The sequence below is a fragment of the Anaerolineales bacterium genome (genome assembly GCA_016928575.1).
GTDB lineage: Bacteria > Chloroflexota > Anaerolineae > Anaerolineales > RBG-16-64-43 > JAFGKK01.
In genome coordinates this window covers 37,266-58,826 of sequence record JAFGKK010000095.1, presented here as the reverse complement: position 1 = coordinate 58,826, position 21,561 = coordinate 37,266, and the positions used below count along the sequence as shown (strand labels likewise).

20 protein-coding genes are annotated in these 21,561 nt (G+C 62.4%); 9 read left to right on the top strand and 11 right to left on the bottom strand.

Features of this window, described 5'->3' with window-relative positions:
- Nucleotides 1–62: 62 nt before the first annotated feature.
- From JW929_12295 to JW929_12285, 3 genes are all read right to left on the bottom strand, one after another.
- Entirely contained in the window at nucleotides 63–1,100 is a 1,038-nt protein-coding gene (locus JW929_12295) for a hypothetical protein (protein MBN1440180.1), read from the bottom strand.
- A 494-nt stretch (nucleotides 1,101–1,594) separates the two neighbouring features.
- On the bottom strand, nucleotides 1,595–1,957 hold the full coding sequence (locus JW929_12290; protein MBN1440179.1) for a hypothetical protein: 363 nt from the start codon (nucleotides 1,955–1,957) through the stop codon (nucleotides 1,595–1,597).
- A gap of 215 nt (nucleotides 1,958–2,172) precedes the next feature.
- Nucleotides 2,173–2,847: a glycerophosphoryl diester phosphodiesterase membrane domain-containing protein gene (locus tag JW929_12285; protein MBN1440178.1), complete on the bottom strand. Its 675-nt coding sequence runs from the start codon at nucleotides 2,845–2,847 to the stop codon at nucleotides 2,173–2,175.
- A gap of 593 nt (nucleotides 2,848–3,440) precedes the next feature.
- Here JW929_12285 and JW929_12280 point away from each other — a divergent pair.
- The 6 genes from JW929_12280 (at nucleotide 3,441) to gnd (ending at nucleotide 10,990) form a co-directional block, all read left to right on the top strand.
- A complete protein-coding gene (locus JW929_12280; GenBank protein MBN1440177.1) occupies nucleotides 3,441–4,451 on the top strand; it encodes a LacI family DNA-binding transcriptional regulator in 1,011 nt (336 codons plus the stop codon).
- A gap of 62 nt (nucleotides 4,452–4,513) precedes the next feature.
- Nucleotides 4,514–5,551, top strand: coding sequence for a uroporphyrinogen decarboxylase family protein (locus JW929_12275; protein ID MBN1440176.1), 1,038 nt, complete (start codon nucleotides 4,514–4,516; stop codon nucleotides 5,549–5,551).
- A 10-nt stretch (nucleotides 5,552–5,561) separates the two neighbouring features.
- Nucleotides 5,562–6,998, top strand: coding sequence for a glucuronate isomerase (uxaC, locus tag JW929_12270; protein ID MBN1440175.1), 1,437 nt, complete (start codon nucleotides 5,562–5,564; stop codon nucleotides 6,996–6,998).
- A 340-nt stretch (nucleotides 6,999–7,338) separates the two neighbouring features.
- Nucleotides 7,339–8,169, top strand: a complete 831-nt coding sequence (locus JW929_12265; protein ID MBN1440174.1) for an SDR family oxidoreductase — start codon at nucleotides 7,339–7,341, stop codon at nucleotides 8,167–8,169.
- Between the two features lie 18 nt (nucleotides 8,170–8,187).
- Nucleotides 8,188–9,438 carry a DUF2088 domain-containing protein gene (locus JW929_12260; GenBank protein ID MBN1440173.1) on the top strand — a complete coding sequence of 417 codons (1,251 nt, stop codon included), beginning with the start codon at nucleotides 8,188–8,190 and terminating at the stop codon, nucleotides 9,436–9,438.
- 88 nt (nucleotides 9,439–9,526) lie between these two features.
- Complete coding sequence (gene gnd / locus JW929_12255) at nucleotides 9,527–10,990, top strand: decarboxylating NADP(+)-dependent phosphogluconate dehydrogenase (protein ID MBN1440172.1); 1,464 nt, start codon at nucleotides 9,527–9,529, stop codon at nucleotides 10,988–10,990.
- A gap of 16 nt (nucleotides 10,991–11,006) precedes the next feature.
- Here the strand turns inward: gnd and JW929_12250 are convergent, their stop codons facing one another.
- Nucleotides 11,007–11,156: a D-lyxose/D-mannose family sugar isomerase gene (locus JW929_12250; GenBank protein MBN1440171.1), complete on the bottom strand. Its 150-nt coding sequence runs from the start codon at nucleotides 11,154–11,156 to the stop codon at nucleotides 11,007–11,009.
- Nucleotides 11,125–11,235, bottom strand: a complete 111-nt coding sequence (locus JW929_12245; GenBank protein MBN1440170.1) for a D-lyxose/D-mannose family sugar isomerase — start codon at nucleotides 11,233–11,235, stop codon at nucleotides 11,125–11,127. The genes JW929_12250 and JW929_12245 overlap by 32 nt, the downstream gene beginning before the upstream one ends.
- 704 nt (nucleotides 11,236–11,939) lie before the next feature.
- Here JW929_12245 and JW929_12240 point away from each other — a divergent pair.
- Together JW929_12240 and JW929_12235 are read left to right on the top strand one after the other, a co-directional pair.
- Nucleotides 11,940–13,073, top strand: a complete 1,134-nt coding sequence (locus JW929_12240) for a DUF362 domain-containing protein (protein ID MBN1440169.1) — start codon at nucleotides 11,940–11,942, stop codon at nucleotides 13,071–13,073.
- A 366-nt stretch (nucleotides 13,074–13,439) separates the two neighbouring features.
- Nucleotides 13,440–13,847: a hypothetical protein gene (locus JW929_12235; protein MBN1440168.1), complete on the top strand. Its 408-nt coding sequence runs from the start codon at nucleotides 13,440–13,442 to the stop codon at nucleotides 13,845–13,847.
- A gap of 231 nt (nucleotides 13,848–14,078) precedes the next feature.
- On the opposite strand, the gene JW929_12230 is transcribed toward JW929_12235, so the two are convergent.
- Nucleotides 14,079–14,633, bottom strand: a complete 555-nt coding sequence (locus JW929_12230; GenBank protein MBN1440167.1) for a hypothetical protein — start codon at nucleotides 14,631–14,633, stop codon at nucleotides 14,079–14,081.
- 446 nt (nucleotides 14,634–15,079) lie between these two features.
- Nucleotides 15,080–15,907 carry an SDR family oxidoreductase gene (locus tag JW929_12225; protein ID MBN1440166.1) on the bottom strand — a complete coding sequence of 276 codons (828 nt, stop codon included), beginning with the start codon at nucleotides 15,905–15,907 and terminating at the stop codon, nucleotides 15,080–15,082.
- Nucleotides 15,908–16,016: 109 nt separating this feature from the next.
- Between JW929_12225 and JW929_12220 the strand changes: the two genes are divergently transcribed.
- A complete protein-coding gene (locus tag JW929_12220; GenBank protein MBN1440165.1) occupies nucleotides 16,017–16,706 on the top strand; it encodes a hypothetical protein in 690 nt (229 codons plus the stop codon).
- Between the two features lie 255 nt (nucleotides 16,707–16,961).
- On the opposite strand, the gene JW929_12215 is transcribed toward JW929_12220, so the two are convergent.
- The 4 genes from JW929_12215 to JW929_12200 form a co-directional block, all read right to left on the bottom strand.
- A complete protein-coding gene (locus JW929_12215; GenBank protein ID MBN1440164.1) occupies nucleotides 16,962–18,512 on the bottom strand; it encodes a DUF4445 domain-containing protein in 1,551 nt (516 codons plus the stop codon).
- 165 nt (nucleotides 18,513–18,677) lie between these two features.
- Nucleotides 18,678–19,730, bottom strand: a complete 1,053-nt coding sequence (locus JW929_12210) for a hypothetical protein (protein ID MBN1440163.1) — start codon at nucleotides 19,728–19,730, stop codon at nucleotides 18,678–18,680.
- A gap of 13 nt (nucleotides 19,731–19,743) precedes the next feature.
- On the bottom strand, nucleotides 19,744–20,481 hold the full coding sequence (locus tag JW929_12205; protein MBN1440162.1) for a DUF1638 domain-containing protein: 738 nt from the start codon (nucleotides 20,479–20,481) through the stop codon (nucleotides 19,744–19,746).
- A 13-nt stretch (nucleotides 20,482–20,494) separates the two neighbouring features.
- Entirely contained in the window at nucleotides 20,495–21,136 is a 642-nt protein-coding gene (locus JW929_12200) for a corrinoid protein (GenBank protein MBN1440161.1), read from the bottom strand.
- Nucleotides 21,137–21,561: the final 425 nt, after the last annotated feature.

Here is a 21,561-nt window from a genome sequence, read left to right as displayed (position 1 = left end):
TTTCGTTGGTTTCGTCACCCGAAAGAATACACCAGACCTACCATTTTTGTATCTGAGTGTTTTTACAGAAAGAAGGTTACACTAACGCTGGTCGAGGCGTCGCCGCCCAGGTCGGCCGTGCGCACGCCTTCGTACACCGCCTCGAACACCGATTCGTAGATCGCGCGCGAAACGCGGTCCGCCTCCGGAAGATTGAAGTACGCGAGCAGGGCCGCGCCGGCCAGGATCATCGCCATCGGGTTGGCGATGTTCTTGCCCTGCAAGGTCGGGGCGGTACCGTGCGGCGCCTCCGCCAGCACCGCCGCCACCTCGGTCGCGCTCTTATCGAACCCGAGCACGAGCGATTCCGAACCGGCCAGGCTGCCGAACATCTGCAGTACCAAATCGGAAAGCAGGTCCCCATCGCGGTTAAGGGTGGGGATCACCATCCCCTCGCCGGCGGAGGTGAGCAGCAGGGCTAGCGTGGCGTCGATCAGGTGCGGTTCGTAGCGCACATCCGGATGGCGGGCGTGGGCGGCGTCCAGCTCCTCTTTGAACATCCCCTCATAGACCGGGGAGACGGTGTACTTGGGGCCGCCGAACACCTTGCTGCCGGTCCGCTCCGCGTATTGAAAGGAGAACTCGGCCACCGCGCGGCAGGTGGACCGGGAAAGCTTTTGCGTGCGGAAGGCGGTCTCCTCGAGGCCCGCGGATTCGCGCCACTCCTTTGCGCCGTAGGCGTCCTCCACCGCCATGCGCACTACCGCGATCGGCGCGTAGACGCCTGCCATCGGCCGCACGCCGGGAATCCGCCGCCCGGTCCGCAGGATGACCTTTCCGTCGATCGCTTCGCGCAAAATGGCGTTGGGCGATCCGACGTCGTCCTTGATTTCCGGCGTGACGGTGGCGGCTTTCAAGCCCAGCCCGGCCCGTCTGACCGCGGCGGCGGCTTCGAACACGACCGCGTTTTTCGTCCGCCGGCGGTTTTCCAGCGAGAGGTCGAAGCTTTCAAACCGCGTCTCCACTCCGGTTTCTTTGGGATCCAGCACGCGCAGGGCTTCCTCCAGCAATTCCTGCCCGGTCTGGTCTCCTTCCAAAACGACGACGGTCCTGGGCGTCATGACCAATCCTCCGAATTTCGGTCTTTTGGTGTTGAAAAGGCGAAACAATATCGTTGTGAGTGACCCCTCCGTTCCATTCAGGGAAGAGTCAGGGTATAAAGCAATCTCCATCACAGTACAAAGAAGGAGATGGCCCCGCCCTGACTCCGCCATGCGGAGCCAGGGCGTCGCTCCCCCGGCCTCGCCACGGCAATAGCCTGCCCTCGCGAAGCGGGAGCCCGGGCGGGGCTTGCAATGACACAACCGAAGTGCTTTTCAGCACTCTGCGTTAATGGGAGTCGCTCCCGTGCCAATTTTTATTGGTTCGGAAAGGGGGGGTGGGGACTGCGCAATTATAAACGATCCGAAGGATAAATGGGTGGAATAAATCCAAATTGAAGGCGAAGATTTCCTTGCGCCCCCGGGATCGGCCGTTTCCATTCCGCGCCGGGGCGACTCTTCGATCAGGCGTTCCGCTGCGGGAGTGCCTTTCCCCCCGCGCAGGGCAGCATTTCTTACTCGTACGTCACGCCTCCGGTGGACCGCAGATACAGCCATTCGTTGTACGGCAGGCTCAGGACCATCCTGTTCAACACCGCATCGAATTCCGAAAGGACCAAATCCCGGCAGGCCTGGGACGAGGTTCCCTGCAAGCTCACGCAGACGCTGTCCGGCGAGGCGATGAAACCCATGTCGTTCCCGCGCGAGTGATACACGATGACCACGCCGTCGCGGTACTCGGCGTTGGGCGGCATGACGAATATTCCAGGCCGGACGATGATCCACGCCATGATCAGGACCACGATTCCGAAAACAATCCCCGTCACGATGCGGATGTTGCGGTTGTTCGCCTTTAACGCTCTCGATTTCTTGCTCACAATTCCATCCTCCCGGCAGACGTTATTTCAACCCCTTCGATTTCCGATGAACGGTCGCCGTCCGCGCCCGCCACCCCACATTATAAGCATTTTTTCCGCCCAACCGCCTTGCCTTCGCAGACCGGGCCGGTTTTGCCGGATCCGCAACGGCGGAGGCCGTCCGCCCGCGGATTACACCTTCCCGATTTTTCCGTCCCGTGTTGTTTCCGCGTTCCTTATTCTACAAGCTGGATTTCTTCTTCGGAATCGGTATTTTTCGGCGGCGACGACAAGTAATGATAGATGACCATCGCGATAAAGACGCTGTAGGGCAGAACCAGCAACGAAACCGCATCGGAAAGCATGCGCCCGGCGCATTGCGCTGCGGCGTTGCTTTCATGGAACACTTCGAGATAACCGGCAAAAGCCATGACGGGAAATTCCACGAGGATAAGCACCAGGTTGGCGATGAACACGATCGAAAATACTTCCCAAACCTTTCCTCTTGTTTTCTTCCACGAATACCGGAGGGTATCCCAAGCGTTCCGATTGCGGTCCACCAACGCCGGAAAGACGATGAACAACTGCAGGCTCAGATACCAGAGCAAGAATACGAAGGCGACGACGGCGAGGCAAATAATTCCCCTCGCGGCGTTGCCCAGCAGCATGATAAAGACAAACGGAGTCGCCGGGATCAGGATAAAGACGGACATCGCAAAGGCGCGTAGAAAAAAGGGGTTGCTTTTGGCAAACAGGGCGGCGATGGAAATCCCGGAATCGCCCGCCAGCATATATTGGATGATCATCAATTCCACCGGCACTTCCAGGACGAACAACGAGATCGCCAATACCCTCCCGGCTTCGGGAACCCGGGGCACGGCCAATGCGGTGATGCCCGCGTGCAGCGCCATGGGGAGCAGAATTATGGAGATAATTTTTAAAAAATAATTTGTATCTCCTCAGCCCCCCGTCCCTGCCCTTTCCTCACCCCCAACCCCCACAACCCCTTTCCCCTCTCCTGATTTATGTCAGGAGAGGGGAAAGGGGCCAGGGGATAGGGGTGGGGATGGAAAAGAGCAGGATTTCATTTCAATATTACTGAGGCTTAGTAGATATATTATTTTTATAGAATTTAAGCGCATCCGCAATCAGCTTTCCCGCACCGACATAGGTGATTTCGGAAATCTTTTCCATGCCTCCCCTTTCGCCGGCGTCCCCAATTCGGTTTTTTCCTTCCGGCGGTCCGCCTTCACGGGACCCACATTATATATGCAACAATCGTTTTCCCCCCAAAGCCATTCTCGCCCTCCCGGCCTACTCCGGAAAAACCCACCGCCGCATCCGGGCGGCGCCACGCCCGGTATCTCCGGCGTCCGTTTCGCTTTCTGTCTCTTCCGGAACTCCTTGCCGCATCCGGCCCGCGCCGCCAGCCGCAATTGACGCGGCGTCGATTCCGGCTATAATTCCGTTAGCGTTAACGGTAACGCTAACGGAACAATCCCGCATGGCGCGCAAAGCCACCGCCGCCGACATCGCCCGCAAGGCGGGCGTCTCGATCATGACCGTCTCCCGGGTGGTCAACCACAAGGGCGACGTCAGCCCGGCCACGCGCCGGCGCGTCGAGCAGATCATCACCCGCCTGAACTACCGCCCGAGCGGGATCGCCCGCAGCCTGGTCACCCGCCAATCCGGAACCATCGGCCTGGTGATTCCCGACGTCTCCAACCCGTTTTTCGCCGACGTCGCCCTCGGCGCGGAGCACGTGGCCTGCGCCGAAGGCTACAACGTCTACCTGTGCCACACCGCGGAGGATCCCGAACGCGAGCTTTCGGTGATCGCCTCGCTTGAGGAAAAGCGGGTGGACGGTCTGGTGCTGTTCAGCCGCTTGGAACCCAAATCCTTGTCGGCCGCCGTGGACCACCAAACCGCGGTCGTGCTGATCAACCGCCTGGCGCCGCGCAACACGAAGAAAACCTCGGTCGGATCGGTCCGCCTCGACGACGTGCTGGGCGGCCGCCTGGTCACCCACCACCTGCTTGAAAGCGGTCGCCGGGCGATCGGATTTCTTTCCGGGCCCGCGGCTTCCCACAGCGCGCGCAACCGGGTTATCGGATACCGCGAGGCTTTGGCCTCCGCCGGAATGCCGCGGGATCCCGCCTGGGAGCATCCCTGCCCCCCGACGGTCGATGGCGGGCAGGCCGCCGCCCGCGCGCTGCTGCTCGCAAAGCCCGAATTGACCGCGCTGTTCTGCTTCAACGACCTGGTCGCGGTCGGCGCACTGCAAGCCTGCGCCGAGCTGGGGCGCAAGGTCCCCCGGGATTTGGCCGTCGCCGGGTACGACGACATCCCGCTGGCGGCGCTGGTCACCCCGCCGCTGACCACCTGCCGCACCCCCCGCTACGAGCTCGGGGCGGAAGCCGTGCGCCAACTGCTTGGAAGGATCCGCGGCGAAAAATCCGCCGCTCCGGAAACGATCCTTCAGCCGCAACTCGTCGTCCGCGCCAGCGCGCCCTGAAGGCCGCCGCGCGGCAGGAAAAATCCGCCGGAGGAAGCGCCGGCGGTGGAGAGGTGGAACCGATGAGCGCTCCGTGGGACCGGTTCAAAACCGCCGCCCGGCTGGAGACGCCGGATGCCGTTCCGGTCGCGCTGATCGTCGACAGCCCCTGGCTCCCGGGATACGCCGGGATCGACACCCGCGATTATTTCCTCTTTCCGGAGAAGTGGCTGGAGATCAATCTCGGACTGTTAAAACGGTTCTCCGACGTGGCCTGGATTCCCGGCTTTTGGGTGGAATACGGAATGGCCGCCGAACCCTCCGCCTTCGGCACGCGGCTGCACTTCTACGCGGACCGGCCGCCGGCGATCGAACCGCTGACCGACAATCTTGATTTCTGGTCGGAGCTGCGCCCGGCCGACCCGCAGGAAGACGGCCTGATGCCGCTTGTCCTGCGCCAATACCGGGCGATGGACGAACGCCTCGCCGCCGAGGGGCTGGGGATCCGGATGGTGGCGGCCCGCGGTCCGATGACGGTCGCCTCGTGGCTGGCGGGGATGGTGCCGCTCCTCACCGATGTCGCGCTCGCCCCCGAAAAAGTCTCGATCCTCCTCAAGACGGTGACCACCACCATCATCCGCTGGCTGCACGCCCAGTTGGATTCGATCCGGCAGCCGGAGGGGATCCTCCTGCTGGACGACGTGGTGGGGATGGTTTCGAAGGAGCACTATGAAGAGATCATCCATCCGCACCTGCGGCGGATCTTCGATGAATTCGACGGGCTGATCCGCATCTACCACAACGACACCTCTTGCCTGCACCTGGCGGAAAGCCTGGCCGAAGCCAATTTCGACGTGTTCAACTTCAGCCACGAGGTGGATGCGGCCGAGGTGAAAAAGAAAATGGGCCGCCGTGTGGCGCTGATGGGGAACGTTCCGCCGCTCGATTTGGGAGTCCGCGGCACGCCCGAGGAAACCGCCCGCGCGGCGCGCGATTGCATGGACCGGGCCGCTCCGGGCGGCGGATTCATCCTCTCCTTCGGCGGGGGTGTTTCGCCCCAGACCCGCCCGGAAAACATCGACGCGCTGGTCCTGGCCGCCAAGGCCTGGAAGGCGCCCTGAAGGAACGGCCATGACCGCCCCGCCGAAGGAATTCCAAAAAAAACATTTGCCTGAGGATCGCTATTTCGGGCCGGATCCGGCGCAGAAGGGAATCGCCCGGGAGCTGTACGTCCAGATCCGCGATCTCTCCCTGCTCTGCCCGCACGGACACGTGGACCCCCGCATGTTCGCCGATCCGGATTACAGCTTCGGCACGCCCGCCGACCTGCTGATCATTCCCGATCACTACGTATACCGCATGCTCTATTCGCAGGGCATCCCGCTCGAATCGCTCGGGGTCCCGCGCCTGGACGGCGGGCCGGTGGAGAAGGATCACCGCAAGATCTGGCAAACCTTCGCCGAGAATTTCCACCTGTTCCGCGGAACTCCGAGCGGGATGTGGTTGAAGCACGAACTGGCCGAAGTCTTCGGCGTGCCTGAGAAACTGAACGGCGGATCGGCCCAGGCCGTGTACGATCAGATCGCCGCCCGGCTGGCGACTCCCGAATTCCGCCCGCGGCGGATGTTCGAGCGCTTCCGGATCGAAGTGCTGGCGACCACCGACGGCGCCGCCGATCCGCTCGAGCACCACCGCGCACTGCGCGATTCGGGCTGGCCGGGGCGGGTCATCCCCACCTTCCGTCCGGACGATATCCTTCACATCGGATCGCCGGCCTGGAAGAAGAACGTCGAGGCGCTCGGCGCGCGTTGCGGTTTCGACATCGGCGGCTGCGCCGACCTGATCCGGGCGCTGGAAGACAGGCGCGCGTTTTTCAAATCGATGGGCGCCACCGCCACCGACCAGGCCGCGCAGACCGCCTACACCGAACGGCTGAGCGGCGCCGAGGCCGAGGCGGTCTTCCGGCGCGCCTGGAAGGGCGAGGCGACGGAAGCCGACGCGGTCCGCTTCGCGGGCCACCTGGCGCTGGAAAGCGCACGGATGAGCATCGAGGACGGGCTGGTGATGCAGTTCCACGTCGGCGCCTGCCGCAACCACAACCCGCTCGTCGCCGGACGCTTCGGCCGCGACAAGGGCGCCGACATCCCCGTCCGCAGCGAGTTCACCGAAGCGCTGAGGCCGCTGTTGGAACGCCACGGCAACGATCCGCGGCTGACGCTGATCCTGTTCACGCTCGACGAATCCGCCTACACCCGGGAGCTGGCGCCGATCGCCGGCCACTACCCGGCGGTCAAGCTCGGGCCGGCTTGGTGGTTCCACGACAGCCTGAACGGGATGACCCGCTACCGTGAATGGGTCACCGAGACCGCCGGGTTGTGGAACACCGCCGGGTTCAACGACGACACCCGCGCCTTCCCATCGATACCGGCGCGGCACGATCTTTCGCGGCGGGTGGACGCCAATTGGATCGCGGGTTTGGTGGTGCGCGGAATCGTGGACCGCGAAGACGCGCAGGAAATGATCCGGGATACCGCCTACCGGCTGGCCAAGAAGGCCTACCGGTTCTAATCCCTCATCCCTTCCTTTCCCGGAAGACCACCGGGACAGGCTTCCCAGTTAACGCTGGGAGAAGGTGGCGGTGCCTGTCCCGGAGCGCCGCGGCGGGAGGACGGCATTCTACAGGATGCCTTGCGGTCGATTGGTCGTCATTCCCACGCCGGCTCTCGGCGCGTTCTTCGCCGGGGGTGGGTTTAGCGGGAATCCGGGCTTCTGCGACCGGATGCCCGCTACGTACTTGCGGGCATGACGATCCATAGACAGCGGTTGCCTTTTTTTTTAGGTAAGCCCCAAGGATCCGGCGCTTCGCGCCTACCCCGGACCACCTTGGAAAAAAAACGAGGCGGATGCCATGACAGAAAATACGAATTCCCTCTTTGACGTTTCCGGCCGCACGGCGGTGGTCACCGGCGGCGCGGGCGTGTTGTGCGGGACGTTGTGCCACGCGCTTGCCCGCCGCGGCGCACAGGTCGCGGTGTTGGACCTGGCGAAGGATGCGGCCGAAAAAACGGCCGCGGACATCCGCGCCGCGGGCGGGCAGGCGCTGGCGCAGGCGGCCGACGTCCTGGATCCTGCTTCCCTCCGGCGAGGATGCGACTCCATCCTTTCGGATTTCGGACGGATCGACATCCTGATCAACGGGGCCGGCGGAAACCGCAAGCAGGCTTCGACCTCGGCCGAGCTTTCCTTTTTCGACATCCCGCCCGAAGCCGTGCGCGGCGTGACCGACCTGAACTTCCTCGGCGCGCTGCTGCCGAGCCAGGTGTTCGGCAAGGCGATGGCCGAGCGCGGGGAGGGATGCATCCTCAACATCTCCTCAATGAACGCCTTCCGGCCGCTGACCCGCATTCCGGCGTATTCGGCGGCCAAAGCGGCGGTGAGCAATTTCACGCAGTGGCTGGCGGTGCACCTGGCGCAGGAATATTCGCCGCGGATCCGGGTCAACGCAATCGCGCCCGGCTTCTTCCTGACCGAACAGAACCGCTTCCTGCTGACCGACGCCGCCAGCGGCGAGCTCACTCCGCGCGGGAAGACGATCCTGGCCCATACGCCGATGAGCCGATTCGGCGAACCGGAGGACCTGATTGGAGCCGTGCTTTTTCTGCTCTCCCCGGCCGCCGCCTTCGTCACCGGCGTTGTCCTCCCGATCGACGGCGGCTTTTCGGCCTTCAGCGGAGTGTAGGAAGCGGGAGTTGAAGCCATGGTTCACGGACAGGGTCATCCCGATCGGATTTTATCCGACGCCGAACTGCAAGCGATCGTCCGCGAAAGCCTGGGGGCGCTGAAGCTCGACGGCAAACGCGTGTTGGCGATCATCCCCGACGGAACCCGCTCGATGCCCATGCCGCAGATGTTCGATCTGCTGCGCGAGGAAGCGGGCCCGCGCGCCGCCGCGCTGGATTTCCTGGTCGCGCTCGGGACGCATCCGCCGATGAGCGACAAACAACTCGGCCGGCTGGTGGGAAAAGCGGTGGCAGACGGACGAGCCGGACCGACTCGGATTTTCAACCACGAATGGGGTGACAAAGCGGCCTTCGCGAAGGTGGGGACGATCCCCGCCGACGAGATCCGCCGCATCTCCGGCGGGCTCCTCGCTCAGGACGTCCCCGTCTCGCTGAACAAGCTGATCTTCGCCTACGACCACCTGCTCATCTGCGGCCCGGTGTTCCCGCACGAAGTGGTCGGCTTTTCCGGCGGCAACAAATATTTCTTCCCCGGGATCGCCGGTCCGGAGATCATCGATTTCACCCATTGGCTGGGGGCGCTGCTGACCAGCTATAAGATCATCGGCTCCGGTTACACGCCGGTGCGGGCGGTGATCGACCGCGCGGCGGAGATGATCGACCGGCCGAAGACCTGCCTGGCGCTGGTGGTGCGCGAGGAGGGCGTGGCCGGCCTGTTTGCCGGCGCGCCCGAAGAGGCCTGGCGCGCGGCGGCCGGTCTCTCGGCGCAGGTTCACATCCGCTTCCTCGCAAAGCCCCTGCGGCGCGCGCTTTCGATCATGCCCGAGATGTACGACGACCTGTGGACCGCGGCCAAGGGAATGTACAAGATGGAGCCGGCCATGGCCGACGGCGGCGAAGTGGTGATCTACGCGCCGCACGTCCGCGAGGTCAGCCACACCCACGGCCGCCTGATCGACGAGATCGGCTATCATTGCCGGGATTATTTCGTCAAACAATGGGAGAAGTTCAAGCGCTACCCGGGCGGCGTGTTGGCCCATTCGACCCACGTCAAGGGATTGGGGGAATACGATCCGGCGACGGGCGTGGAAACCCCGCGCATCCGGGTGACGCTCGCCACCGGGATCCCGGAGGAACGCTGCCGGCGGATCAACCTCGGGTATCTCGATCCGCGGGAGGTCGACCGGCGGGAGTGGGAAGGGCGCGAGGCGGAGGGAGTCCTCGCGGTCCCAAAGGCCGGGGAAATGCTGTACCGCATTAACACGTAGGGCTTGTTGAGGATTGAAGAAGAGGTGCTTCGAGAACCGTCCTCACACAATCCTCAACCCGCCCGACAAACGATGAAAGGACATCCATATGGGCGACGCAGACATCGGCTTGATCGGCCTGGCGGTGATGGGACAGAACCTGGTGTTGAACATGGACGACCACGGATTCACCGTGGCCGTCTACAACCGCACGCAGGCGACGGTCGACAAATTCCTCGCCGAAGGCGCCAAGGGCACGCGGGTGATCGGGACTCGCTCGATCGCCGAGCTGGCGGCGGCGCTCAAGCGCCCGCGGCGGGTGATGCTGATGATCAAGGCCGGTCCGCCGGTGGACGAGATGATCGAGCGGCTGCTGCCGCACCTCGAGCCGGGCGACGTCATCATCGACGGCGGCAACTCGAATTTCGCCGACAGCATCCGCCGCGCCGCCTACATCGAATCCAAGGGGCTGCTGTTCATCGGCACCGGCGTTTCGGGCGGCGAGGAAGGCGCCCGGCGCGGGCCGTCGATCATGCCCGGCGGATCGCCGGCCGCCTGGCCGCACGTCAAGCCGATCTTCCAGGCGATCGCCGCCAAGGTGAAGCGCCCGGACGGCGGCGAGGATCCGTGCTGCGATTGGGTCGGGGAGAACGGCGCCGGGCACTACGTCAAGATGGTCCACAACGGAATCGAATACGGCGACATGCAGTTGATCTGCGAGGCCTACCACTTGATGCGCGAAGGGCTCGGGATGGGAGCCGGCGCGATGCACAAGGTCTTTGCCCGCTGGAACAAGGGCAAGCTGGATTCCTACCTGATCGGGATCACCGCCGACATCCTTGCGCACAAGGATTCCGACGGCAGTCCGCTGGTCGATAATATCCTCGACGCCGCCGGGCAGAAGGGCACCGGCAAATGGACGAGCATCTCCGCGCTGGACCAGGGCATCCCGCTGACGATGATCGTCGAAGCCGTACTCAGCCGGTCGCTCTCGGCCCTGAAGGAGGAACGCGTCGCGGCATCGAAGGTGCTCAGCGGCCCTAAGCCGCGGATCGCCGGCGACTCCCGGTCCTTCCTGCGCGCCTTGCAGGAGGCGGTTTACGCCTCGAAGATCATTTCCTACACCCAGGGCTACATGCTGATGCGCGACGCGGCGGAGGAACACCGCTGGAACCTTAACTACGGCGGGATCGCGCTGATGTGGCGCGGCGGCTGCATCATCCGTTCGGCTTTTCTGGGGAAGATCAAGGAGGCCTTCGACCGCCGGCCGGACCTGACCAACCTCCTGCTGGATCCGTATTTCCGCGGGCAGATCGAGGCGGCCCAGCCGATGTGGCGGCGGGTGACGTCCAAGGCGCTGCAGAGGGGCATCCCTGTGCCGACGATGGCCAGCGCGCTTTCGTTTTTCGACAGCTACCGCCGGGCCTGGCTGCCGGCCAACCTGTTGCAGGCCCAGCGCGATTACTTCGGCGCCCACACCTACGAGCGGATCGACGCGCCGCGCGGCGAATTCTTCCACACCCAGTGGCAGGAAAGCGGCGGAAAGGTCACCTCGAGCGCCTACAACGCATAGCCTTCCCCGCCGAAGATCATGCCCCCGTTTTCAAGATCAGGAACAAGCCGCGCTTTTCGGAATCCCCGGTCCCGAAATCGGTGATGTCCCATCCCAGGCGGTCGGTGGTGATATCGCCGGCCGCGCTGCGTGTTTCAACCCAATCCTCCCGAGGTCCTGTAGGCAAACGGCGGAAGGGAAAATTTTCTACAGCGAAGAAAGGTTTTCGCGGAGCGCAGGATTGTGTTGATCTGGGAGCGTTTCATGTTTTTTCCCCTAGCAGGGTGTTGAAAAAAACCGTAAAGGGTGTCATTGCGAGCGACCGCAGGGAGCGAAGCTATCTCCTTCGCTGGAAAAAGAGGGAGATTGCTTCGCCCGCCCCGGCGTAGGGTGGGCCGGGGTCGCTTCGCTCCTCCGTCCTCGCCGCGGCGAAGCCGGGGCGGGGCTCGCAATGACATCGCTAGGCTTTTTCAACACCCTGTTAGCAATTTACAAACCAATCGAGGAAAATTTCGATATTATCCCTTCTGGACTTCCAAGGAAACCTTGAAGAAATTAGGTACCTCCTTAGCCTTCCGTCCTTTCTCTTTCCTCGCTCCCAACCCCCAAGCCCCTTCCCGCTACTTGCATTTGTCAGGAAAGGGGGCAGCCGGTCCCCCGTCCCCGCGCGTCGGATGCAATGGCGGGGTTTGAGCGCTTGTCCCGAGCAGAGCGAGGGAAAGCGGAAGGAGGGTTGTGAAGAGGAGGATAGGAGGCAAGGTAATGGATCAGCAGAAGCATTCTCCCGCGGTTTGCGCTTTTTCTCAGCGTGGTTTTCGTCGTGGGGAGCGAAGCATCCCGGCTTGGATTTGCGGATTCCCCGCTCGGCCGCTGAGCTGTGCCCTGCAGGCCCGGGCGATCGGGCTGACGATCCCGGCGGTTGCGTTATGTATAATGGGGCGTAGTCCTGTCCCATCTCCCGGGAGGAACCATGCCGAAACTCCTGCATCCGCATAAACGCCTTTCGCGCCGCGACTTCCTTAAAGCCGGGGTGGCCGGCACCTCCGCGCTGTTGGCAGCCGGAGCCTGCACGCCGACTTGCATCCCCGTCACTTCCACGCCTTCCCCGACGGCCGCGCCGAAAAAAAACTCCGTCAGCGTCGTGGAAACCACCGGCGGCATCCGGCCGGCGGTCGAAGAGGCGATCCGCCTGCTGGGCGGCGCCGAGCGGGTGTTCGGCAAGTCCAAGAACATCATGCTCAAGCCTAACCTGGTTTCGGATTCCAGCAACTCCACGACGAATCCGGAAGTCGTCGGATGGCTGGCCAATCTGATCCGGGAGAGCAGAGTGGGAGGAGAGCAAAGGACGGTGTCCATCGGCGAAGGTTCGGCGGCGGCGGCTGGATACAACGTGTTCGCGGAAGGCCCCTGCTACACGGACGATGAGGACACGCTGAACGATCTGCAGGACCACGTGTTTCAGCGGCTGGGGTACAAAGATCTGGCCGCTGAATTGTCGATCGAGCTGATCAACCTGCACACGGGGCCGATGGCGACCGTGGAATTGCCCGACGGGCTGGCTTACAAGAAGCTGACCATCCACAAATCACTGATCCAGACCGACCTGCTGGTTTCGGTTCCGATGATGAAGACCCACTACATGGCGTCGGTCTCGCTGGGGATGAAAAACCTAATCGGCTTGTATCCAGGCACCAAATACGGCACCGTCCGCTACAGCGTCCACGAGGAAGCCTACAACGCGGGATCGGATGGGGTCGCCTTCGAGACCATCGACATGGTCCGCGCGAACCGGCTGGGCCTGACCATCATCGACGCTACCACGGCCATGGAAGGCAACGGCCCCACGAACGGCGATTTGGTGCCGATGAACTTGATCGTCGCCGGCACCAATCCCCTAGCGACGGACATGATCGGCGCCTATCTGATGGGTTATTGTCCGGACGAGATCCCGACCTTCGTATGGGCGCGCAGGATGGGAATGGGTCCGCAGAGCCTCAACGACATCGTCGTCCGGGGGCTGGATATCGTCACAGCCCGGAGGATGTTCAAAAGACCGGATATGCACACCTGGCCGGACGAGCGGGGCATCTACTACCCTTGCTGACGGGAACTCCGCGATCGCCCTTGCACCGTCCTTTTTTGTGAGCTTGACATGAATCGATCCCTTAAAACGGTCCGGGCGTTGGATCCTTGCCGGACAGATAATCGGCCAATGAGTCCGCCGCACACAAAGCCGGTCTGGCTGTTCTGATTGTTGGTTTTTTCCCTCAATTGCAGTTTTCTTACCTCGATACTCAGCGCAGAGGATGCGCACGCGCCGAACCCCATCGCCGTTTCAACAGGGGAGCAAATTCCTGCCACGGCACCCCCCGGCGCCCGCGGAACCCGGACGCGGACATCTGCGCCCACGAGGTTGTTCCCGCCTTCGAATACCGCCGCCTTAACAAGAACGCCTGCATACCGCCCCGGAGTGTACTACTACAATCGATGCGCCGCGTACATTCCCGCCAACGTTCCGCCGTTCGTCAATTATGAGGTGCTATGCCTGAACGCCGTCCGGGTAAACGGAGACTACTCATTGCAGTTCATTCTGAACTGGTCGAGCAGTATTACCGGTCTTCAGTGCTACGACCATGTCCCGGACGTTGACCGGCACGATATCTTTCTGCGGGATGACCTTGACCACAGGTACGACCATATCGACTCCGGGGGCTGCGCCGCGGTAAAAGAGAATCTGTGCGGGTCGAATTATTCGGGGGAGGATTTCGCCGATTGCAGCGGCTGGCTACTCTTCCCGGCCGCGAAGCCGGAAGCGACTACCTTCAACCTTGTCGACAACCGGAACGGTTTCATCATCGAAGGGATCGTGCTTCAGTAGGGACATCGAATGATTCAGCGGGTTTCAGCCGATCTCCGCGATGAAGCCGCGCCAACCGGCGCCCCGAGCCTGCCGGCGATGCCCGGTTTTGCCGGGCAGGCACATACATGAGTGTAATCACGGATTATGGCGGAGAAATCCCACGCGCGAGATCGGCCGGAATTCGCCCGTCCGGTTGCTTATAATCGTTGACCTCGGAACAGGCCCCTCATCGCCGGCCCCCCCGATGATTCATCCGCCGGCCGGTCCGGCTTCCTGAATCTTGAATTTGTTGACGGCCCCCTTGACCAACCCGATCAGCAGCACGAGAAGGATCGGAACGCCCATGAGGTATTTGCCCGACGTGAAGATCGTGGCGAGCCAAGCAACGATTGCGGGACGGGCCGGAAAGGCCCAGATCAGGATCATGATCCAAATGTTTTCCATCAAGTCGAAGAGGCCGCCCAGGACCGGTACCAAATTGCCTCTCTGCAATCCGCTTTCGGGTTTAAATCCGCGCCGGAACAGCCAGGATACGGTGAGGGACAGCAGCAGGGTGTATCCGGCAATCAGCAGGAAATCCGCCAGATGAAGCAGGAGCATTTGAACGCGGCCCGCCTCGCCGTAGGAAGCCACCGCCGCAAAGGCCTGCTCCGGGGTATAGGCGAACCTGCCGTCCAAACTTGCTGCGACCAATTCGGGATCAAACAAAGGCAGGTTGACCAGCAGGATAAACGCCGCCAGAACAGCCAGGATCAGCCGGCCATCGGCCCAGGCGCGCAAGCGGTCCGAAAGTTCCAAAAGCATGGCGTTCTCCTTTGCGAACAGCGTGGTTTTTCCATTAGCAGGGTGTTGAAAAAGCCTAGCGATGTCATTGCGAGCCCCGCCCCGGCCCCGCCCGGTGGGCTTGCCGGGACGGGCTTCGCTCCCTGCGGTCGTTCGCAATGACATCCTTTACGGGCTTCTTCAACACCCTGTTAAGATCTGCCGTCGCGGATCTCTCCGCCGGGTGGATACGCCCAAAGCCGTAGCCGGTTATCGCCCGGCGCCGCGGCCTGCCGCTCGATGCACGCCCCGCCGCCGGAATCCGGCACGGTCACGCCCGTAGGGGAATATCCGCCTCGGTATTTTCGTGGGCGGTCGTTGCGGACGGCTTGCGGAAACCGGCAGCGTTCCCGGGGATCAGGTTCGCGTGATCTCCGCCCGATCCCGAACCGGCCGCCATCCCGGCCGCCGCCCTTTCTCGCCCCCGCTCAGGCTTGGATGCGGTGCTTCCGGATTTCACTCACCCCCATTTTCACCAACGCGGCGTACAAGTCCGGATTCAGACGATACAGCCACCAGAACAACCGATTGTGAACTGCGCCGTCCAGGATGACGGCCCGGTTGCGCTCAACGCCGCGCAGGATGGCGCGGGCGCAGTCGCCGGGTTCCATCATCTTGAACGCGCCGATTTCCCCGATCGCCCCTTCGCGTTTCACCCCGACAAACGACGCCCCTTCGAGGATGTTGGTTTTTACGGCCCCGGGGCAAGCAACGCTCACCTTGATTCCCAGGTCGGCCGCCTCCATCCGCAAGGTGGTCGACAGCCCGACCACGGCATGCTTGGCGGCGGTATAGGGAGCAGCCATCGGCATGGGCATCAGGCCGTCCAACGAGGCGGTGTTGACGATCTGTCCGGATCCCTGGGCGACCATCACCCGGTAAGCCGCCGCCGTTCCGTAAATCACGCCCCACAGATTGATATCGATCATCCGCCGCCAATCCGTGAGAGTCAGGTCGCGGACTTCCCCGCACAGTGTGGCGCCCGCGTTGTTGAACATCAGATCCAGGCGGCCGTTCTTTGCCGCCGTTTCCCGGACGAGGTTTTCCACGGCCGCTTCCTGCGAGACGTCCACCTCCGCCGCGGATGCCTTTCCGCCGCCCTCCTCAATTCGGGCGGCAACCCGCCGCGCGCCCTCGGCGTCGATATCCGCGGCGACAACCTTGGCCCCTCTTTGTGCGAGGGATTCGCAAAGCGCGCTTCCGATTCCGGAAGCGCCTCCGGTCACTATCGCCGTTTTGCCGTTGAAGTAGCCCATCTCACTCCTTTGCCCGATCGATCTTTTCGCGAGCCCGACACCATTGCCCAACTGTAAAAGTTGGATGGCTGCAAATTGGGAATAATAGTATCACAATCCTATTGTCGGGATGGCCCCAACTCCCGCCCAGGCTGGATTGCAGTTGGCAAGCAACACCCGCACCTGCGCCCGTTCGAGAAGGTTCTCCTCTGTCGCCGGGTTGGTGAATGAGGGCTTTTCTGTTATAATCCGTTCGATAAATCAAGGACAAAATGCGGACCAGTCCTTTTTTTTGGGCTGGTTTCTTTTTTCGAAGGAGAGTGTCATGGCCTTTCACATCGGCGAAAAAGTGATCCATGCTTCCTTCGGCTTTGCCGAAGTCGTCAACATAGAAAACAAAGTGATCTCCGGCGATTCGCGGCAATATTACGTCGTGAAAACAAAAGAAATGCTGATCTGGGTTCCCACGTCGGAAAACAAGGAAACCAAACTGCGGCCGCCTTCCTCCATGAAGGATCTGCAGGAATGCTTTAAAATTCTTAAATCAAAATATTCGCCGTTTTCTTCCGACCGCCACGAGAGAAAATCGCTCATTCAAGATAAAATTCATCACGGTTCGATCCATTCGTTGTGCGAAGTGATAAGGGATTTATCCTTTTATAAGGTCCAGAATAAGATAAACGACAGCGAAAAAACCCTATTGGAGAAATCGATAACGCATTTGCTTGATGAGTGGGGATACGCATTTCAAATCACCCACATTCAAGCGCGCAATGAATTGAACAGACTTTTAAAAGAAAGCTATGCGTCTTCCGTATAGGGCGTATTTCCCGAAAAGGCGCCCCTCGGACCGCCCAATTCCAACGGAATGATCTGAACACGGCGCCGCCGGCGTTCCCCCGGTTCCGTTCGTCGCCCCGGAGCCCTCGTCGTACACGGCATAACCGGGGCGAACCCCGGGACGACGATCGCCGGTCGAGCCGCTGGCCTGCAAATGGATTTTCCCCGAACAGCCGCCCGTTTAACGGAATGCGAGTATCGGCAATCAGGGAAGGTGTCCATTCTCCTTGCCCGCTCATCCGGCCGAGTGCGGAAACCGCATCGCATTCACGAACTCCTCCTGAAAGCCGGGCGCCCTTGAAAGATCCAGCACCCGCACCGCGGGAGCAAGCGCGATCAGCCCTTCGAGCAACGCCGGATCGCGGGCGGTCATCAGGGTGCCCGCCAGGGCGGTGTTCCCGGCCGGCTCGATCCGCCCGCCCAGTTCCTGTGGGATCAGGCCGACGATCCGCGCCGACTCGGGCGAGAGGCTGCTGCCGAACCCGCCCGCCAAATGCACCATCCCGACCTCTTCTAACCTTACGCCGGCGCTCCGGCACAGCGTTTGGATGCCTGCGGCGATCGCGCCTTTGGCGAGCTGCAGCCGGCGGATGTCGGCTTGGGTGATACGCAAAGGCGGATCCTCCGACAGGGTGAACGCTTTTTCACCTGCGGAGTCCGCCTCCACTTTCAGCGCGCCGTTTTCATCCAACAACCCGGCGCGCCGCAGGCCGGCCAACAGATCCAGCAACCCCGACCCGCAGATCCCCGCCGGCGGCAGACGGCCGAGCACGGTGAACGAGAAGACTCCGCCGCATTGATCGACCGTATCCACCGCGCCGTCCATGGCGGGCATCCCGCATGAGATCTCGGCGCCCTCGAAAGCCGGGCCTGCCGCCGTGGCGGTGGCCCACAGCTTGCCCTCCGCGGAAAGTACGATTTCGCCGTTGGTGCCGATGTCGACCAGCAGTTCGGGCCGCCCCCTGGCGTCGGCCAAGCCGCAGGCGAGGATTCCGGCGGAAATGTCCGCGCCCACGAAGGCGGAGATCATCGGCAGGAGGCGGCACTCCGCGCCGTCCGCCCCTTCTAGGTCGAGCGCCGTCTCGCGGCTCTCCAGGAAAGCGGGTTCGAACGGCATCCGGCTCAGGCCGGCGAGGTCCGCGCCCTCCCACAAATGCAGCATCGTGGTGTTCCCGCAAATGTGAATCCTCGGCGGACGGTTTGTCCCGCTCCGGCGGCAGAGCCCATCCAGCATCGCCTGCGCCTGCTCGTGGATCAGGCGCCGCATCCCGGCGGCCTGATCCGGCGCACGCAACCCGTTCTCGATCCGCGAGACGACATCTTGGCCGTAGCTCCTCTGGCGGTTGGCCTCCGCCGCGCGGGCGAGGATCCCGCCGCCGGCAACATCCGCCAGGGCGCAGGCGACCGTGGTGGTTCCAAGATCGACCGCCGCGCAGGTTTCGCCGCCCTCCGCGGCGGAGGCCGCTTTCATGCGGATGATGTTCGGGAGGAAGAATTCGCGTTCCTGCCGTTCCACAAGCAGGGAGCCGTCGTGTTGGAAACGAGCCCGGCAGGAAAGCCGCCCGCCGGCTTGGATCTCCTCCGTCCCAAGCAGCCGCTTTTCCTCTTCATCGGGCGGCGACAGCAATCCTTCCGGGAGACGGCCCGCCGCGGCATCCGCGCGCACCCTCACCCGGCAGCGCCCGCATCGGCCGGACCCTCCGCAGGGGGCTTCGGCGTTCGGAAAAACCGCCCGCATGGCATCCAGCAGAGTTTGCCCTTTGGTTCCCCGCACCTGCCTCGCCATTGATCCGCACTCCTTGGTGGAAATTCGACGGGCCGCGCTCAGCCGCCGAGGGTGACGGCGGTTTCGATCCGCCTCGGAAATTCGAAGCGTATGCTCCACCGCCTTCCGGCTTGCGGAGCGGGCTTCACCGCCTTGGGGCAATGCCGGGCATGAACCGCACCGGGTTCAGGCCGCGAGGCCGTGGAAGGCGCTCACCTTCTTCATGATGACCGATTCGTATCCCGGCATGCTGAGAATATCGCATTCGCTGGCAGGAATAAAGGGGTGCCCGGCGGCGCGCATCCTTTCCAGAAGTCGGCGGGTCAGGGCCTCGACCTTCTTCACCGGCATCTCCTCCTCGGAATAGAAGCGCTTGGTGGGCAGGTTGCCCAACAGAACGGTCGTCTTCGGAACATGGCGCGCCGCTTCCCACAGCGTTACCGGACTTCCCAGGCTGAGGATTGCCGGATCCAGTATCGAAAAAGACTCGATCATCTCCGGGATCAACTCGCCGCAATCGTGGAGGATCAGGTCGCAGCCGAGCGAATCGAAAACGTCCTTTAGCCTCCGGTTGGGCTCGATGACGAAATGCGAAAACGCCCTTGAGCCGGGCTGGCGGACCTGGTTCGGAGAAAAAAATACCGCATTGGCCGCCGGCTCGCAGATCATGATCGCCTTGGCGCCGGCCTGAATCTGCGCCGAACAGGAGGCACGGACCGCGTGCTCGGCAGCCCGCAGAACGGATTCCAGAAGGGAAACCTCGGCGGAGAGTTCTTCTGCAGCGGAGAGGAAGACCGGCGTGATCGGATCCTGGACCAGTTTGGAGGCCAGCGAGAACGGGCCGATGCACATGCCGACCGGCAGCCACTCCGGCCGGTCGGCGACCTGCGCCAGGGCTTCGCATTGGGCGCGGAACCGATCGTGGGCGAACGGATCCAGCCGGTCTTGGATCCGCCGGATCCGGCTTTCCTCCAGCGGGCGCTCGAATTGATGGGCCGACATCCGTTCCCGGGGCACGCCCAGCGCTCCCAGCAGCAGCTCTTTTTCCAGGGTCAGATCCATCGCCGAAAGCGCCAGCGGATGTCCGAATCGGCGAGCGGTCTCGATCATCACGGCCGCGAGGCGCTTCCCGTCGCGCAGAACCACTTCGGCGTCCGGCTGTTCGCGAAGAATCAGGTCCGTGGCGATCGGGACGCATGCACCACGCGCGGCGAGATCGAGGTAATACCGCCGTTCCATGCCCTCCCTGCAATCAATCGATGGCGAGGATATCCGGCCCGTAACTCGGTTTGGCCGTCCGGCCGGGGGGAACGGTCAGGAATTCCGAATCGTCCCAATTTCCCGCGAGCATGCGGTCCAGCAATCCGGAATCTCCCTGTACTTCCTCGTACGTCCATCCCCGTTCCGCAGCCAGGGTCTGTGAAATTCGGCGGTAGGCTTCCACGTCGCCGACTCCGGTGTTGATGAAAGCCAGCTTGCGGTAGTGCTTGAACCAATCCGAAATTACCGGGGCGAGGTATTCGGCGTTCTCCTCGCCGAAGCGCGCGGACAGCTGCCCGAATCCGCCGCCGAGGTTCAGGCGCGCAGTGACGCTTGCCGGGTTGTCGTTCGGATTGGAATCTCGTTCGATCCAACCCGGGGATTTGAAGAACGTTCCCGGGTTGTCATGGAAATAGTCGGCATAGCGTTCGCGCGATCCGAGCATCAGGGTGATGCAATCGTGAGCCCGCGGGAGGATCAGGGGCAGCGGGGCGCGTACGCCGCACACGCCGTTGTTGCACAGGCCGTACCACAACAGGATGGCTTGGCAGCCTTCGCCGGGCGAAGAGTCTACGGCTTGCTGCAGCAAGGCCGACATGCGCTCCCGGCCGACGTCGTGCAGGCCCTTGGGCAGGAACACCGGCTGGATGATGTTCGGCGCGCGCGCAATTGCGGCGCACACCTCGCGCTGATTAATTTCGCAGGCGATGAGCTGGAACCGGCGGGACATCGATGGAAGGCCTCTAATTCGCGCGCGTCACCAGCCGAAGCGCGGCCTCGGCCGCGCTGGCGGCATCCGGGGCGTAGGCATCGGCTCCGATTTGGATTCGGAAATCCTCGGTCACGGGGGCGCCGCCGATCATGATCTTGAAACGGCCGCGCAAGCCGGCTTGCGTGAATTCCTCCACCACGGTTTTCATCTGCCCCATGGTGGTGGTGAGCAGAGCCGAAAGGCAGACGATATCGGCTTCCTGCTCCAGCGCCGCTTCGACGAACCGCTTGGCGGGAACGTCGACACCCAGATCCTGGACCTCGATCCCTTTGCCCTCGATCATCATCCGCACCAGGTTTTTGCCGATGTCGTGCAGGTCGCCCTTGACGGTCCCGATGACGGCTTTGCCCCGCGGGCTGACTCCGGCCGAGGCGAACAGAGGCTTGAGCAGAGCCGTTCCGGCGTTCATCGCCCGCGCCGCGATCAGCACTTCCGGAACGAACACCTCGTTGCGCTTGAATTTCCCGCCGATGATGTTCATGCCGGCCATCAGACCCTCGTTGAGAATCCGCTCGACGGGGATTTGCTCCTGGATGGCCCGTTGAACCAATTCCTTCACTTCCTTGGCTTGGCCTTTTTGCAGGGCCGCGGAAATATCTTCAAGCAAAGTCATGCCAAAAACCTCCCAAACAGGGGAAATCCTCCGGGGGCGTTCTGAGTGTACTCTCTATGAATCAGCCCGTCTTGTATTTTTTTGCGGTGAATTGGAGTATTTGTTCAATCCCCAGATCCGTTCTTCATTTAAGATCACCACCGTCCTCTCCCTGATGGAAAATCGAAAAAAGGACGATTTTTCGTCTACCATCTCCCGGCGCCCGTCCTCGTAGAGAGGGAGTAACCTGGAAGAATGCGAACAGAGTTGAGCAAAGCGAGGGAAGCCGACGAGAGGGCGGATGAGGGAGAAGCTGAGTATTAACAATTTTTTGGGCCGGTAAACCATTCCTACATCGGGGGTCTGCAGACACGACCTGCTTTTTGGAGTGTAGTCAGAGACCAAAAATGCGTAAAAACCGACCAGGCGGGCGTTCCGCTGCCGCG

What these genes read in the sequence shown, in the direction of transcription:
- JW929_12295 (MBN1440180.1), bottom strand. Translation starts at nt 1,100, where the DNA reads ATGACGCCCAGGACCGTCGTCGTTTTGGAAGGAGACCAGACCGGGCAG.
- JW929_12285 (MBN1440178.1), bottom strand. Translation starts at nt 2,847, where the DNA reads ATGGCGCTGCACGCGGGCATCACCGCATTGGCCGTGCCCCGGGTTCCC.
- JW929_12280 (MBN1440177.1), top strand. Translation starts at nt 3,441, where the DNA reads ATGGCGCGCAAAGCCACCGCCGCCGACATCGCCCGCAAGGCGGGCGTC.
- JW929_12275 (MBN1440176.1), top strand. Translation starts at nt 4,514, where the DNA reads ATGAGCGCTCCGTGGGACCGGTTCAAAACCGCCGCCCGGCTGGAGACG.
- uxaC (MBN1440175.1), top strand. Translation starts at nt 5,562, where the DNA reads ATGACCGCCCCGCCGAAGGAATTCCAAAAAAAACATTTGCCTGAGGAT.
- JW929_12265 (MBN1440174.1), top strand. Translation starts at nt 7,339, where the DNA reads ATGACAGAAAATACGAATTCCCTCTTTGACGTTTCCGGCCGCACGGCG.
- JW929_12260 (MBN1440173.1), top strand. Translation starts at nt 8,188, where the DNA reads ATGGTTCACGGACAGGGTCATCCCGATCGGATTTTATCCGACGCCGAA.
- gnd (MBN1440172.1), top strand. Translation starts at nt 9,527, where the DNA reads ATGGGCGACGCAGACATCGGCTTGATCGGCCTGGCGGTGATGGGACAG.
- JW929_12245 (MBN1440170.1), bottom strand. Translation starts at nt 11,235, where the DNA reads ATGAAACGCTCCCAGATCAACACAATCCTGCGCTCCGCGAAAACCTTT.
- JW929_12240 (MBN1440169.1), top strand. Translation starts at nt 11,940, where the DNA reads ATGCCGAAACTCCTGCATCCGCATAAACGCCTTTCGCGCCGCGACTTC.
- JW929_12230 (MBN1440167.1), bottom strand. Translation starts at nt 14,633, where the DNA reads ATGCTTTTGGAACTTTCGGACCGCTTGCGCGCCTGGGCCGATGGCCGG.
- JW929_12225 (MBN1440166.1), bottom strand. Translation starts at nt 15,907, where the DNA reads ATGGGCTACTTCAACGGCAAAACGGCGATAGTGACCGGAGGCGCTTCC.
- JW929_12220 (MBN1440165.1), top strand. Translation starts at nt 16,017, where the DNA reads ATGGCCCCAACTCCCGCCCAGGCTGGATTGCAGTTGGCAAGCAACACC.
- JW929_12215 (MBN1440164.1), bottom strand. Translation starts at nt 18,512, where the DNA reads ATGGCGAGGCAGGTGCGGGGAACCAAAGGGCAAACTCTGCTGGATGCC.
- JW929_12210 (MBN1440163.1), bottom strand. Translation starts at nt 19,730, where the DNA reads ATGGAACGGCGGTATTACCTCGATCTCGCCGCGCGTGGTGCATGCGTC.
- JW929_12205 (MBN1440162.1), bottom strand. Translation starts at nt 20,481, where the DNA reads ATGTCCCGCCGGTTCCAGCTCATCGCCTGCGAAATTAATCAGCGCGAG.
- JW929_12200 (MBN1440161.1), bottom strand. Translation starts at nt 21,136, where the DNA reads ATGACTTTGCTTGAAGATATTTCCGCGGCCCTGCAAAAAGGCCAAGCC.